12 protein-coding genes are annotated in these 15266 nt (G+C 60.8%); 3 read left to right on the top strand and 9 right to left on the bottom strand.

Features of this window, described 5'->3' with window-relative positions:
- The first annotated feature begins 192 nt into the window (after positions 1-192).
- Entirely contained in the window at positions 193-3195 is a 3003-nt protein-coding gene (gene glnE / locus ACV4UY_RS08080) for a bifunctional [glutamate--ammonia ligase]-adenylyl-L-tyrosine phosphorylase/[glutamate--ammonia-ligase] adenylyltransferase (protein ID WP_491607090.1), read from the top strand.
- Positions 3192-3512 (top strand): HNH endonuclease, encoded by a 321-nt coding sequence (locus ACV4UY_RS08075; protein ID WP_491607089.1) that lies wholly within the window; start codon positions 3192-3194, stop codon positions 3510-3512. Before glnE ends, ACV4UY_RS08075 begins: the two co-directional genes overlap by 4 nt.
- A gap of 99 nt (positions 3513-3611) precedes the next feature.
- Here the strand turns inward: ACV4UY_RS08075 and ACV4UY_RS08070 are convergent, their stop codons facing one another.
- The 7 genes from ACV4UY_RS08070 to ACV4UY_RS08040 form a co-directional block, all read right to left on the bottom strand.
- A complete protein-coding gene (locus tag ACV4UY_RS08070) occupies positions 3612-4826 on the bottom strand; it encodes an MFS transporter (RefSeq protein ID WP_491607088.1) in 1215 nt (404 codons plus the stop codon).
- Between the two features lie 24 nt (positions 4827-4850).
- Positions 4851-5288: a chromate resistance protein ChrB domain-containing protein gene (locus ACV4UY_RS08065; protein WP_491607087.1), complete on the bottom strand. Its 438-nt coding sequence runs from the start codon at positions 5286-5288 to the stop codon at positions 4851-4853.
- On the bottom strand, positions 5285-5581 hold the full coding sequence (locus ACV4UY_RS08060) for a hypothetical protein (protein WP_491607086.1): 297 nt from the start codon (positions 5579-5581) through the stop codon (positions 5285-5287). The genes ACV4UY_RS08065 and ACV4UY_RS08060 overlap by 4 nt, the downstream gene beginning before the upstream one ends.
- A gap of 29 nt (positions 5582-5610) precedes the next feature.
- Positions 5611-6960 carry a chromate efflux transporter gene (gene chrA, locus ACV4UY_RS08055; RefSeq protein WP_491607085.1) on the bottom strand — a complete coding sequence of 450 codons (1350 nt, stop codon included), beginning with the start codon at positions 6958-6960 and terminating at the stop codon, positions 5611-5613.
- Positions 6953-7915, bottom strand: a complete 963-nt coding sequence (locus ACV4UY_RS08050) for a chromate resistance protein ChrB domain-containing protein (protein WP_491607084.1) — start codon at positions 7913-7915, stop codon at positions 6953-6955. The genes chrA and ACV4UY_RS08050 overlap by 8 nt, the downstream gene beginning before the upstream one ends.
- 545 nt (positions 7916-8460) lie before the next feature.
- On the bottom strand, positions 8461-9903 hold the full coding sequence (lpdA, locus tag ACV4UY_RS08045) for a dihydrolipoyl dehydrogenase (RefSeq protein ID WP_491607083.1): 1443 nt from the start codon (positions 9901-9903) through the stop codon (positions 8461-8463).
- 105 nt (positions 9904-10008) lie between these two features.
- Positions 10009-11907, bottom strand: a complete 1899-nt coding sequence (locus ACV4UY_RS08040; protein ID WP_491607082.1) for a SurA N-terminal domain-containing protein — start codon at positions 11905-11907, stop codon at positions 10009-10011.
- A gap of 271 nt (positions 11908-12178) precedes the next feature.
- On the opposite strand from ACV4UY_RS08040, the gene ribF reads away from it, so the two are divergent.
- Positions 12179-13162 (top strand): riboflavin biosynthesis protein RibF, encoded by a 984-nt coding sequence (gene ribF, locus ACV4UY_RS08035; RefSeq protein WP_491607118.1) that lies wholly within the window; start codon positions 12179-12181, stop codon positions 13160-13162.
- A 78-nt stretch (positions 13163-13240) separates the two neighbouring features.
- Here the strand turns inward: ribF and ACV4UY_RS08030 are convergent, their stop codons facing one another.
- Complete coding sequence (locus tag ACV4UY_RS08030; RefSeq protein WP_491607081.1) at positions 13241-13948, bottom strand: DUF4276 family protein; 708 nt, start codon at positions 13946-13948, stop codon at positions 13241-13243.
- A 1-nt stretch (position 13949) separates the two neighbouring features.
- On the bottom strand, positions 13950-15209 hold the full coding sequence (locus ACV4UY_RS08025) for an AAA family ATPase (protein ID WP_491607080.1): 1260 nt from the start codon (positions 15207-15209) through the stop codon (positions 13950-13952).
- Positions 15210-15266: the final 57 nt, after the last annotated feature.

Raw genomic sequence — 15266 nt, 5'->3', positions numbered from 1 at the left:
CCGTGTTCCGGTTGCCGGTCTCGTTAATCACCCGTTGCATCATACAGGCAAAAGTGCCGATAAACCAGGGGGGAGGGTATACGCTCGATCATGCCGAGCGGCGAAGAGATCGGGCGGGAATTGCACCGGAGCCGCAAAAGGAGGTACCATGCAACGGTTCATTCGCGTGGTCTTTTTGGGAGTTTGTCTGGATTGTCCATTTCGCCCCATCTGAATCTTTCGTCCGAGATCGAAGCAGATCTGCGCACGCTCGCCGAGCAGACCGCCGAACCCGAGCCGGCCTTGACCCGTTTGCGCGATCTGACCGCCTCCCTGGCCTCCGAGCGACCGGATCTTCTCGAGGTGCTGCGGGATCGTCTGACCGATCCGGTCTGGCGGCGACGCCTGATGACCGCCTGGGGAAACTCCCCCTATCTGGCCCATGTGCTCGCCAAGTGGCCGGAGTTTCTCGAGGATGCGTATCACCACGAGGATCCGGTGGCCTGGAATCGCGGTCTGGTGGAGGCGGTGCTGGCCACCGAGTCGCGCAACGAGGTGGCGCGGTTGTTACGGTATCACAAGCATCGCACCTTTCTGGGCATCGGTCTGCGCGATCTGACCAACGAGGCCCCCCTCACCGAGACCACCGGTGGTCTCTCCGCGCTCGCGGATGCCGCCCTGGAGGCCGGTTATCGCTGGTTGCGGCGCCATCTCTCCACCATCCACGGTCCGCCGATGGCCGATAACGACGAGGAGGGACGTCATCCCTCCCGATTCGTGATCCTGGGCATGGGCAAACTCGGGGCGCGCGAGTTGAATTTCTCCTCGGACATCGATCTGATCTATCTGTATGACGAGGATCGCGGCGGTTGCACCGGGAACAGACCGGTGTCGATCAAGGAGTTCTTCAACCGGCTGGGACGCGAACTGATTCGCCTGCTGGGCGAGGCCACCGCCGATGGCATGGTGTTTCGCATCGATTTGCGCTTGCGTCCCGAGGGGGAGAGCGGGGATCTTACCTTGTCTCGGCGTTCGGCGGAGATCTATTACGAATCCTGGGGGCGTACCTGGGAACGGGCGGCGATGATCAAGGCCCGTCCGGTGGCCGGTGATCTGGAGTTGGGCGAACAGTTCCTGGCCAATCTGGTGCCGTTCGTCTACCGGAGGTATCTGGATTTCGCGGCCCTGGAAGCCATCCGCGACATGAAAAGGCAGATCGACTCAAAGATCAGCGCCCGTCAGGATTACCATCGCAACGTCAAGCTCGGCTATGGCGGCATCCGCGAGATCGAGTTCTTCGTGCAGTGCCAGCAACTGATCCACGGCGGCAAGAACGTGAGCTTGAGGGTTCGGCCCACCGAAAAGGTTCTGGCCCGGCTGGTCGAGGCGAACTTGTTGACCCAACCGGTGGCCGATACCCTGGTGCACCATTACCGGTTCCTGCGTACCGTCGAGCACCGCTTGCAGATCGAACGGGAGCGGCAGATCCACTCCCTGCCCGAGGACGAGGCGGGCCATCTGGCGGTGGCCAAACGGATGGGCTTTGCCGATGCCGACACCTTTCGCTGTCGCTTCGCCGCGGTGGTCGAGACCGTGCATGGCATCTACGGCCAGCTTTTCCTGGAAGGCGAAAAGGTCGATGTGGTGCGTGCCACCCCCATGGCCGGGGCGCTGCTGGCGTACCATCCGGACGAGAATAGCGCCTTGCGCGCGGTCGCCGATGCCGGTTTCGAGAACCCCCGTCAGGCCCTCGACCTGATCGCCGTGCTGCGCGACGGCCCCAATCTCTCCCGTCTGCGCGAGGAGACGCGCCAGTGGTACGGTCGCCTGGCGGTCCCGTTCCTGAACGAAATCCTCGCCGCGCCGGACCAGGACATGGCCCTGCAACACGCCGAGGGGTTCATGCGTGGCCTGGGCCACCGGGTCAACTATCTGGCCATGCTGCGCGAGACCCCGCCGGTCTTGAAACTGCTTGTGCGCCTGTTCGGCACCTCGGCCTTGCTCTCCCGGTTCCTGATTCACCATCCCGAGCTTTTGGACAATCTGGTCACCACCGATTTTCTGGGCCATTTTCGCGGCAAGAGCGAAATGGCCCAGGATCTGGATCGGGCGCTGGCCAAGGCCGGAGATCCCGAGGCGGTGTTGTTGACCCTGCGTGAGTTCAAGAACGCCGAAACGTTGCGACTCGGCATTCGCGATCTCTCCGGCCTGGCCGAACCCGAAGAGGTGATGGCCGGTCTGTCGCAACTGGCGGATGTGATCCTGCAACGGGTGCTGGCCGATGCCATGCGCGAGTTGGTGGAGCGGCATGGCCTGCCGGTGTTCCTCGACGCGGAGGGCGGCAAACAGATCGCCCCGTTCGCCATCCTGGCCATGGGCAAGCTGGGTGGCAAGGAGTTGGGGTTTTCGTCGGATCTGGACCTGATTTTCATTCACGGCAGTCGCGGCGAGGGGCAGTTCACCGAAGATCCGAACCGTTCGATCCCCAACGCGCTGTTTTTCACCCGTTTGGGCCAACGGGTCATCACCGCCATCACCAGCATGACCCGCGCCGGCAAGCTCTACGAACTGGATATGCGGCTGCGTCCCTCGGGAAAATCGGGTCCGGTGGTCACCTCGCTGGAGGCCTTTCTGCACTACCAGACCCACGAGGCGTGGATCTGGGAACATCAGGCTCTCACCCGCGCCCGTCCGATCGCCGGAGATCCGGCCTTTCTCGATGAACTGCGCCAGGCCATTGCCTCGATCTTCACCCGTGGCCACGATGCGGAAAAGGTGCGTCAGGAGGTGGCCGACATGCGCCGACGCATCGCCCAGGAGAAAACCCCGCCGGAAGGGTGGATCGACATCAAGCAGAGCCGCGGCGGGATCGTGGATGTGGAGTTTCTGGTCCAGTATCTGACCCTGGCCCATGCCGCCGGCCATCCGACGATCCTCTCCTCGAATCTCCCCAACGCCCTGCGGGGGCTGCGCCGGGCCGGGATCCTCGAGCCGGATGAGGCGCGGGTTCTCGAGGAGGCTTACGGGCTCTATCGCTTCACCGAAAACCGTTTGCGTTTGTTGCACGACCGCGCCGAAAACCGCATCGGCCCGGACGAAAAGATCCGTACCCGTCTGGAGCGGCTCTGTCACGCCCTGGAAGAGCCGATCTTCCCGGCGTTGCAGACGCGGTTCGAACGGGTGGTGCCGATCTATGGGAAATATTTGGAGCCATGAACCTGGATGATCTCTTCGTGCCGGCGGATCCGGAGGGGATGGAGCGCGAGCGTCTCAAGGCCAAGGAGCTGAAACGTTCCGCCTGGTGGAAGAGTCAGATCGGACGCGGGGTGTGTCACTACTGTGGGACTCGGGTCCATCCGTCGGCGTTGACCATGGATCATGTGGTGCCGGTGATTCGTGGCGGGCGCAGCGCGCGGGACAATCTGGTGCCCGCCTGCCAAGAGTGCAACCGGGAAAAGCGTTGTCTCAGCAGTTCCCAGTGGCGGATTCGCGTGGAGGAGAAGCGGGCAGCGGGCGCGGTGGGGCGTTCTTGAACGCCCTCATGGCCTGTTGGCCCCTGGTGGGGTCCAAGGGTGGAGCGCTTGGAAAGTTTGCCTTCGCGGCATGGATCCATCCCAGCACGGGTCCCGCGTTCACCCGTCATCCGTCGGCTTTTCCTGGCACCACAGGGCAAACCAGATCGTGCCGAGCAGGCCGAACAGCGTGGCGCACCACAGATTGACCTCGGGTCCGAATTGCCACAGCAACGCCCCGCTCAAGGCGCCCAAAGAGACCACCAGGTCGCGGGCCAGATAATAGGCCCCGAAGGCGGCGGCGCGACGGGCTGGCGGGGCCAGATCCAGGATCAACGCCTTGCGCGCCGGCTCTCCGAACTCCTTCAACCCCCGGATCACGAAGGCGACCACCAGCCATTCAAACGAATCCGCGTGCAACAACACCAGGGGAAAGGCACTGAAAAACAGAAATGTGATCACCACGAACGGTTTCTTGCCGCTCCGGTCCGCCAGCCACGCCACCGGCAGATAGACCAGCACTGCGGTGACCATCTCGATCGAGGTCAGATAGCCGAATTGCGTGGCGGAAACCGGTTCGGCGATCACCTTCATGCACCAGACCACCACGAACGCATACGGGATCTGCTCGCAAAAGCGCACCAGGATGTCCGAGACCAGCAACTGCCGCATGTTCGGGGTGAGCAGGGCCAGAACCTTCGCCGGCGAGAAGGGGGGCGGGGTGCCCGGTTTGTCCTCCGGGATGAGTCGTTGCTGGGCGAACAGCCCGATCCCGGCCAGAACCAGCGCGATGCCAAAGGCGATCCGGATCCCCTCCACCTCGCCGAACCGATCCACGCACACCCCGCCGATCACCGGTCCCAACGCCATGGGGAGTCGCTTGACCAGCGAATGCATGGTCACCCCCATGGTCCGTTTGTTGGAAGGGAGCACCTGGGCGATCAACCCCATGCTGGCCGGCAAGGAGAGTGAACTCCAGGCCAGAAACAGCACCGCCCCCACCAGAACCGCCTCCCACCTCGGCACCAGGATCACGATCAGATAGCCGCACATCGCGGTCACATTGATGATCACCAGGCTTTTGCGGATTCCCAGATGTTCGGCCAGATAGCCCCCCGGCAGGGAATAAAGGGCGCTCAACAGGTTCTGCATCGCCCCCAGGGTGCCGATCACCCACACCCCGCCTCCCAATGCCATCAGATAGATCGGCAAGAACCGCTCGGCCAGCCGTTCTCCGAGCCCGACCAGCACCACAAGCAAAAGCAGGCCCACCGTCTCGCGCTTGAGCGCCAGAAAGGACCACAGCCGGTGGGTGTGCGAAGGGATGGGTTCCATGAGGGATCCTTGATCCAGGTCAGCTCAGCCGTTGCCCCTGGCCACATCCAGCGCGCACCAGGCATACAAGGCGTCGTACAGTTCGAACTGCCGGGCGATATTGAGCCGATCATCCGGATAACGCAAACCAAAACCCGTGGCAATCGCCTCCAGCCCCTGGGCCAGAGGATCCTTGTCGTAACGGTGCGTGTCCGCGCCGTTGACCACCCTGGCCAGGCGCAACAGCGGCTTGTCGGTCAATCCATAGGCCCGGATCAACACATCGAAGGTGCACAATTCGCCGTCGTGATCATAATCCGCGCCAGACGTGTCATAGGAGATGGCCCCTTCGCGCCGGGCCACCTCCAGAACCTGGCTTTTCGGCACAAACAGGAACTGGGCCTCGGAGTCGATGAATCGGGAGATCAGCCATGGACAGGCGACCCGGTCCACATGCACATGGGAGCGGGTGATCCATTTCATGACCGCCTCTCCGCGATACAGCCAAACCAGCTCAAGTGCTCTTGGGTCATCCGCCGCATCTCGGCGGTCACCATGTTGAAACGATACTCGATGTCATCCTGAAGATGGTGAAGATACTCGTGTGCTGCCTCCTCGCCGAGACGCTCGCGCCACATGTCGGCAAACTCCAACAACCGGCTCAAGTCGTGGCGTTCTGGTTTCTTGCCCGGTTCGTCGATCCATTCGTGGACCTCGCGGTACTCCCTGCCGGTTCGGGCAAGGCTGCGTTGGGTGTGAATTTCGATACTGGCCATGGTTCACCTGGAGACAAAGAGTTTGAATTCTAAGGAATCAAAAAGGTCTGCATCAGACCCAACACCATGCAGACGCCGATCACCCGCATGATATCCTGTTTGTAACGAAACAGCGCGACAAAGGCGGCCAGGATGATTCCCGCCTGCAATCCGGCGAAACCTCCCGAAAAGGGTGAGGCCTCCGTGGCGTGGGGCCAGAGCACATGCCAAGCGAAGAAGACCGCCAGATTGACCACCACGCCCACCACGGCGGCGGTGATGGCGGTCAGGGGCGCGGTGAATTTCATGTCCCCGTGGGTGGCCTCGATCAGCGGTCCGCCGGCCAGAATGAAGAGGTAGGAGGGGAGAAAGGTGAAGATCGTGGCCACGGTCGCGCCGGCGGCACCCGCCCAGAACAGCGCGTCCGGGCCGAACAGCGCCTTGGTCCAGCCTCCCACGAATCCCACGAAGGCCACCACCATGATCAACGGTCCCGGCGTGGTTTCGCCGAGGGCCAGTCCATCGACCATCTGCGCGCCGGTCAGCCAGCCGTAGGTCTCCACTCCGCCCTGATAGACATACGGCAGCACCGCATAGGCCCCGCCAAAGGTGACCAGCGCCGCCTTGGAAAAGAACATCCCCATGTCGTGCAGGGTCGGGTTGGTCAAAAGCAGCATGATCGCCCCCCAGACCGCGAGAAAGACCGCGATCATGAAGGCCAGTCGCGCCGGTTTGAAACGGACATGCTCCGGCGGCGGGGTGTCGTCGTCGATCAGGGCCGGGCCGTAGTTTTTATCGCCACCGCCATGACCGGCGCCGCCTTTGAACAGATCCGGCCTGATCCGTCCACCGATGGCGCCGAGCATGGCGGCACCCAGCACGATGAGCGGGAAGGACAGGTGAAACAGGAAGATCGCCACGAACGAGGCGAAAGCCAACCCCATGAGCAGACGGTTTTTCAAGGCGCGCGAACCGATGCGCCAGGCGGCGAACAGCACCACCGCCACCACGGCGGGCTTGATGCCGACAAAGATCCCCTGCACCCAACGTACCTCGCCAAAGGCGATGTAGATCCAGGTCAGGGCGATGAGGATCAACAGCGAGGGGAGAACGAACAGCGTTCCCGCCACGATACCGCCCCAGGTGCGATGCAGCAGCCAGCCGATGTAGATGGTCAATTGCTGGGCCTCGGGACCGGGCAGCAGCATGCAGTAGTTCAGGGCATGCAGAAAACGGTGTTCGGAGATCCAGCGCCGCTTTTCCACCAACTCCTGGTGCATGACCGAAATCTGTCCGGCAGGTCCGCCGAAACTGATGAATCCCAGTTTCAACCAATAGAAAAACGCCTCCCAAAAGGAGGGGTGTGGCGGGCGTTGGGACGCCGGTCGGTCGTCAACCATCGAAGAGTTCCTTGTCATGGGAAAAAGAGAGATAATAATCATCCAGAACGATGATGCAGGCCGCGAACATGGCATCGTCATCCCCCGCGCGATGCCGCATCCCCTTGAGAAGCGCCTCGAACCCCACCGCCTCGGGACTGCTTCCACCCAGATCCAGGGCGTGGATCATCCGACCGATGGCCATCAGCGCGGGATCCCCCTCCAGACCGAAAGCGGCCAGCAGCACCTCGAAGGTGACCCGATTGCCGACATGCGTGAACGTCGCGCCGTCGAAATCGAATCCCAGCGACTCTTCCGGAGGGACCGATCCAGGGTCCAGCCAGACAACGCGCGCTCGATGATCGATGAAACGCCGGATCAACCAGGCCGAGGCGAGCCGATCCACCCACGGATTGGCGCGGGTGACCCAGACCCTGCCCTGAAAATCGGCGGGATCGAGTCGCGGGATCGGGGCATGACAGGCCGTGGGTTCCGAGGGGTCGATCCGGCGCGCGATGAGCGCCTCGAGGGTGGTCAGGGCGTTCAACAGTCCGGTTTGTTGGTCGCCGGGAAAAAAATCGATCCTGGCAAGATCGTTGAAACGGCGTCTGAGCAGCCGCACCGACCGCTTCAGGGGGGTGATCTCCAGGGTATCGGGATCGATGCGGGCGATTTCGTCGGTTAAGGTCAGATAATCGGCCTGCCGGTCAAAGAGGGCGCGAAAGGTGAGGTTCTGCGCTTCGGAGCGGGTCACGATGCCGACCACCTCGGCCTGACCGCCCGCCTCCTGGATGCCGCGGGCGACCTCGATGAGGGGCCGTTCTCGCCCGTTGCCGGCGGGGAGAAGATAGACCCCATCGCGCAGCACCGCCCCACCCATGCTCTTCAACGCCCGCCACGCGCGCATCCGCTCCGTGGCATTGCGCGCCGGCAGACTGAACAGCAGGGCAAGATAGGGAACCGAATTTAAAGGCATGAGCGGACCTGTGATCAAGAATTAGATCTGTCGTGATTTCTACAATATTGTAGCGATCATTGCAAATTAAATTGCAACCTGCATGAAAAAGGCATGATGCCGTCATCTGATCGCGATGCCGATCTGCGCGGATTGCTCTTGCGTCACAAGGCTCGCGGTTCGGTCATGTTTCTCATTTCGCGTGCATCCATGGGATTTCTTGACGGAAGATAACGGAACGGAGACCTTTGGCAAGGAACTAAGGATGGAGCGGGTGGGGCATACCTGCTGGCACAATCTGGTCGGGGCAACCCTGAAAGAGTTGTTGGAAGTGGCGAGTGTTCAGGCAAGGACGCCTGGAAGGCGAGGTCGTCATGCTCATGCGTCTTTTGCGGCGTCGATTGGATTGTGTCTTGGCGTGGATCGAGGCAAAAATCGTCCGTGCCGATGCCTCTCTGGTGGAAGCTGGAGTCTGCGGATTCTGGATGCGCAGACCCTGGAGGAGATGTTCGCGGATTGATGTGGATTGAACGCGTTCCAGGGCGCTCCCGGAATGGACGCCTGGCTCAGCGCTGGGGCGGGACGCCGCGCGGGTCGCGACGGGGGGCGTGAAAATGGATGGAGGATCCGGAGAAGATCTCCGCGGCCTCCATCATCGTCTCCGACAGGGTGGGATGGGGATGGACGCAATGGGCGATCCGGTCGATCGTCAAGCCGTGCTCCATGGCCAGAATTCCTTCGGCGATCAACTCCCCGGCCCCCGGTCCGGTGATGCCCACACCGAGAATTCGTCCTGAATCCGGCTCCAGGATCCATTTGGTCACCCCTTCGGTGCGCTCCAGGGTGTGGGCGCGACCCGAGGCTGCCCAGGGAAAACGAACCGCCCGCACCGGGATCCCCTGTTCGCGGGCTGAGGTTTCGGTCAGACCCGCCCAGGCCACCTCCGGATCGGTATAGGTGACGCCCGGCAGAATCGGCAGGCGTTCCGGCGGGGGGGCACCACAAAGGGTGGCGATGGCGATCCGGGCCTGGGCCGAGGCGCGATGAGCCAGCATCGGTCCGCCGGTCACATCCCCGATGGCCAGAATGGTCGGTTCGGCGGTGCGCATGGCCCCATCCACCTGAATCGCGCCGCGTCCGTCCAGTGTCACTCCGGTCCTCTCCAGGCCGGGGATGTCGCTGGCCGGAGTTCGTCCGGTGGCGATCAGCATTTGTTCAACGTCATGCACGATCGGGTTGCCCGAGCCATCGGCCAGGGTCACCCGCACCCCTTCGGGGATGGATTCGACCCGCTCGAGACGCGCGTTTACGGTGAGCGATGCCAAGGTTTTACCCAGACGCGCGGCCAGGGGACGCACCAGATCGCGATCCGCACCGGGCAGGATCCCCGTTCCCGCCTCAACGACATGCACCTGCGTACCCAAGGCGGCATGGACCGTGCCCAACTCCAGACCGATGTTGCCGGCACCCACCACCAGCAGGGAGGCGGGGATTTTTTCGAGAGACAAGGCTGTCGTGGAGTCCATGACACCGGCAAGACTGGCATCGACACCTGGCAGCGTCGCGGGTCGAGATCCGGTCGCCAGGATGATGTGTCCGGCGCGGATTTGGATGGGCTCGGAATCGGGAGGATCGATGCGCAGGTGGTTGGGATCGATCAGGCTGGCCCGACCTCGAACCAGGGTCACGCCGCGCAGTTGGCACTGCTGGGCCAGCCCCGTGGTAAGGCGGGTGACGACCGCGTTTTTCCAGGCACGCAGCCGCTCCAGGTCGATCGTGGGGGCTGGGAAGTGGATCCCCATCCGGTCCGCCTCGCGGCTTTCGGTGATCACCCGTGCCGCATGCAGGAGCGCCTTGCTCGGAATGCAGCCGCGATGCAGACAGACCCCGCCGGGTGCGGCCTCGGGATCGATCAGCACGGTGGAAAACCCCTGTCCCGCAGCCAGAAACGCGGCGCTGTAGCCACCTGGCCCGGCGCCGATCACGGCGACTTGATATTCGCTCCGCACGGATGTGCTCCTGGATGGGGGTGGCGTGGGTTCAACCGTGACGTGTACGGATGGCATGGTCCAATCAACGTCTGAAATCGTCACCCCGTGCCCCGGACGAACGGCTCACAACCGATCCAGAACGTCTTGATTGATGCGGATGTTGGCCTTGATCCACAAGCCGTTCAGATAGGCGATGAGCTGCTCTTGTCCCAGCGACTCCTCAAGTTTGGCGAGCAGTTCATGTTCCGCCTCCTTGTCGGTTTCGGCGGGGGCGTCGATGATCTTCTCCAGCCGCGCCAGACTCAAACGACCCTCGTCGTCGATGATCTCCCCGAAATGGGGCTTGTCTGGATGGAGTTTGAAAACCGCCTCGCGAATCTTGGCGCCCGGTTCCTTCTCCTTGCCTTCACGCAGGAACGGGGCAGGGGTGGAAACCCGCAATTTGTCGTTCGCGGCAGCGATCTCCTGGATCGGTTTGCCCTCGCCCAGAGCCTTGAGGGCGTTCTGCATGAGTTTGGCGGCCTCCTCGCGTCCCTTCTCCGCCCGGAAAGCGCGGGTCACCTCCTCCTTGGCCTGCTCCAGACTCTTGGGCGCCGGCTCTTGACGATCGAGCACCTCGAGGGCCAGAAACTGATGGTTGGTCAACTCCAGCAACGGTGAAACGGACCCCTTGGCAGTCGAGAAGGCCACTTCCAGGAACTTGGGATCGTTCTCCACGCCGCCGCGACCCGGTTCGTCGCGGGCGAAAAAGTCGGTCTCCTTGTAGCGCAGATTGAGATCCTTGGCGATCGTTTGCAGATTGCCGGAGGCGGACAGTTGATCCTCGAAGGTGGCGGAACGGTCGTAGACCAGATCCTTGGCCTTGTTCTCCACGATGCGCCCGCGAACCTCCAGGGTCACCTTTTCCAACGGCTTGGTCTCTGGCGCGTTGATCTTCTCCACGCGAATCAGATGCACCCCGAATTTCGTGGTCACCGGCTCCGAGAGCTTGCCGACCTCGGCGGAAAAAACCACCTTGTCGAACTCGGGAACCATCATTCCCGGTCCGAACTCGCCCAGGTCGCCCCCCTGACCGGCGGAGGCGTCGTCGGACATCTCCTTGGCCACGGTTTCGAACGGTTCGCCGGCTTTGAGACGGTCGGAGGCCTTGCGGATTTTTTCGTGGGCTGCCGCGGCATCGGTCTTTTCGTCGATGCGGGCCAGGATGTGACGTGCCTGACGGGTTTCGCCCTTGCGATACTCCCGGATGTGCTCCTCGTAGAACTCCCGCATCTCCTCATCGGTGACCTTCACCGCGTCACGCACGCTGTCGTTGTTGAGCAGGGCGTAACGGAGCTTGACCTTGGCCCTGGTCATGAACTGCGCCTGATTTTTTTTCAGGAACTCCTCGAGTTCGGCATCCGCGGGTTTGATGGAATCTTCCAGCTCCTTGGGATCGAGTGTTACAATGTTGGCGACCCGTTTTTCGTTGTTGAGACGGTAAATGTCGTTCACCAGCGCCTTGGGCAGCACGGTGGGTTGGCTGACCGCGCGACGGATCTGATCCGAGACGATATCGGCCTGGAGTTGGGATTCGAACTCCTTCGGTGAGAGCCGGTTGTTGCGCAGAACCAATTCATAGCGGCTCTTGTCGAAACGGCCATCCACCTGGAAGGCGGGCGTGGAGTCGATGCGTTGGCGCAAGGTATTGGTGGAGACGGTCAGACGCAGATCATGACCGGCGTTGAGGATCAGGTGGCGGTTGATGAGGGAGTTGAGGGTCCGGTTCTTGAGTCCCAACATTTCGGCGGTTTTCTTGTCGATGGAGCCTCCGAACCGTTCGCGCAGGGTTTGGAACTCCTGTTCGTAGGCGGCGCTGAACTCCTGGATTCCGATCTTCCATCCATCGGCCTCCACCACCGGTTTCTGTCCTCGGCTGTTGACGTAGCTGTCCACGCCCCAGACCATGAAGCTCATGGCGAGCAGGATCAAAAGCAGGCGAATGATGAAGGATTTGGCGCCGCGGCGCATGGCGTTCAACATCTGGCAAAGGCTCCGGGTTTGACGGGCGATTCTGGTGTGCAAGGATGATCGATGCGCGCTGCTGGTCGATACAGACGCCTCGCGCGCAAGATTGCAAGTAAAGCGCTCCCTCATCGAGACCGCCGGATCCGATCATGGCATATTTTCGTTATGCGCGAAAGGGCGGTCAAACGCGCGTGCGCGACGGATGGTGCGGAGTTCGCCTGTTTGAGGAACGGGTTTTGCAACTCGGATCAATTCGAATGGACAATCGGATCATCAGAGCTTGAACGTGGAAAGGGTGGTACAGAGGGTGGCCAGCATCGGCGATGGACGGATGAACATCATTCGTGGACTGCATAACCTGCCAGAACGTTTTCGCGACGCGGTTGTGGCGATCGGTAATTTCGACGGCGTTCATCTGGGACATCAGGCGCTGTTCGCGCGACTGCGGGAGTTGGCCGCCGGTCATGACGGGGTGCCGATCATGGCCGTGACCTTCGAGCCCCACCCCTTGAGTCTGCTCGATCCCCGGCGCGCCCCTCCCCGGATCACCGGAATGCGCGGCAAGGCGCGCTGGATGGAAGAGGCCGGGCTGGACGCGATGTTCGTGTTGCACTTCAATCGCCGTCTGGCCGGAACCGAACCGGAAACGTTCGTGCGCGGGATCCTGGTCGAAGGGTTGGGGGTGCGCGAGGTGGTGGTGGGTGAGAATTTCCGCTTCGGGTCGCGGGGTGCCGGATCGTTTACGGATCTGCGGCGCATGGGGGATCAACTGGGATTCAGGGTTCAGGCTCATCCGCTGGTCTTCGTGGGGGATCAGCCGATCTCCTCGACCTGGGTGCGTCGCGAGGTGGAGTCCGGGGATTTCGGTATGGCGGCGCGTTTGCTCGATCGACCGTTCGAGGTGGAGGGGCGGGTGGTGTCGGGATTCCAACGCGGACGGGATCTGGGGTTTCCCACCGCCAATCTGGCGTTAAGCGGCATGTTGCATCCGCCGGTGGGGGTTTATGTGGCCAGGGCCTGCGCGGGGGGGTGTTGGATGCCGTCGGTGGTGAACATCGGTCGCAATCCCACCTTCGGGGATGCCGAAATCCATCTGGAGACCCATGTTCTGACCGACATCCCGCTCAATCTCTACCGTCAGGTGCTGCGGGTGCAGTTCGTGAAACGCCTGCGCGCCGAGATGCGCTTTCCCCACGTCTCCGCCCTGCGCGAGCAGATCGCCCGGGATGTAGCCTCAGCCCGGGATTTCTTCAGCAGCGGGGCGGGGTGAGGGCGTTGGTTTGGGATTGGACTGTCGATAAGCCGGAAATCCAATCCTTTGCGTTGGGACCCCTCCAGCAAGACAATCTTAACAATCTCCAGAATGCTTTTGAGAGATCAGGGGCGTCGGCAAACCTGCCACTGAGCGTAACAAGTTTCTGAAAGTTTGGAAACTTTCAGAAAGGTTGGTCTCCACGTCCATGAAAGGCGATATCTTGCTGGCCAGTTGAACCTTGAACTCACCCGTTTCACATCGCCCCCGACTGCATAATGTATCAGGATCCTGGTTCAAGGCGATACGCGCCAGCAACTCCCAGGTGCCACAGGCTGGATCGTCCTGAATATAGCCATCCACCAGGGATCTTCTAAGTTGCGCTTCCGGATAGGCGTTGAACAGAGCCTTCCGGTCCCCCAGATACCAGGCCTCGAGTTCTTCAATTGCCAAACAAATCAATACATTGACATGGTTTGGTTGTTGGATGGTCCTGGTTACAAGCGTTTCCAATTGTGTGCGGAAAACAACTTCATCCTTATCATCCAAATCCACCAATACGACTACGATCGAATCACGATCCAATGTCTTTGAATAAGCTCTCAATTTTGTGGGAAGCTGACCCAGCAAGGTGTTGTCCGTGATCTTTGGCTTGGCATCGGGATTTTCGGGTAATTTTCCGATTCCTTGATGTTTTCGGATGAACCACAGGTGAGGTTGGTCACGGGGACCAAGGATCGCCGGGAGAATGTTCCACAGGGTGGTTTTGTCCGAAACCCCTTCGACGAGAATTTCGAATTTCATCTCACACCGTCCCATCATCCATGTAGTCGCTGTACCACAAGTTGCCCAACGGGATGCCCTCATTGACCATGGCCATGATGGTGGCGTTGTCACTGGCGCGTGATATGGTAGCAAATCCATTCGCCTGTTTTTCCAGAATCCATGTCTCGGCGGGCGTCAGGGCATCCACAAAAAAAGGTTGATGGGTCGTGATGAAGAGTTGCGGTTTGTATTTTCTACCCGTGGCGTGAGAGCGAAACTCCCGCGCCAAGTCAGCGAGCAACTTGTGATGCAAACCGTTTTCCGGTTCTTCGATACAGATGAATGGCGGTGGTTCCGGGTCTTCAAGCAGCAGCATATAGGCGAATAGTTTCAATGTCCCGTCAGACATTTGTGGCGCGAAGAAGGGTGTGGTGAACCCTTTGTCGTGGAATTGCAGGTAGACGTTTCGGGTTACCGGGTCCACATAAGGTGTGATTCGCCCGATGCCGGGGATTTTTTGTCCGATGCGCTCCAGGATGTTTCTGAACCGCTCCTGATCCTGGGTGGCCATGTAGTGGACTACATTGGCAATGTTTTCCCCACGCAGGTTCAAATGCCTTTCTGGTCTGAATTTCGGGGTTTGGCGGGCAGCATCAGGGGTGAAATAGCTTAGATACCATCCCTTGATGAAATTACGGAATCTGGTAATGCGGGGGTGATCCTTGATATGCTCGGCCAGAGTGGTGATGGCCAATCGTCCAGGGTCGAGAGTCACCTCCATTTTATCCCTGGTTTCGGTATCGCCTTGAACGCTTCGCTGCCCGGCCCATGCCAGGCCCACCCCGAAGTTAAGTTCCAGAAAGGGATAAGGGCGGCCATAGGTCTCCCCTTGTCGTCGTTGCCGAAGTTTTTCAGAAGTGACACAGGCTCGTCCGCTCTTGAGGTCTCGACCAATGGAGACCTCGTAGGTGATCGGGCGTTCATTTTGCGCTTCCCGATAATAGATGACAAAATCGAGGGTTGCGTGTGGGTCGTTCTGAACATCGGCGGAGAGCAGTTTTTCCAACCCACCACGCCAACCTTCGTTGCAGGCGCTCTCTACATCCATCACCATGCAATCGGCCAGAAAGCCAAAGGCATCAAAAATTGTACTCTTGCCAGCTCCATTGCGACCGATTACGGACACCAAGGGGGTCAAGGGTTCGACATCACTAAAATTGGTGTCGGTTCCGATCCGCCCCATGGTGATATCCTTGAGGGCGCGGAAATTGCGAATTCGGAATCCTTCGATCATGGCCATGGGGTGAGTCCTATCCTGTCAGAGAGGTAACGCCAAGAAACAATACAAATTTTTAAT

Source organism: Candidatus Magnetaquiglobus sp. (assembly GCF_058402785.1).
Note: the sequence above shows the minus strand (reverse complement) of the source record. Positions and strands in the feature narration are given on the sequence as shown.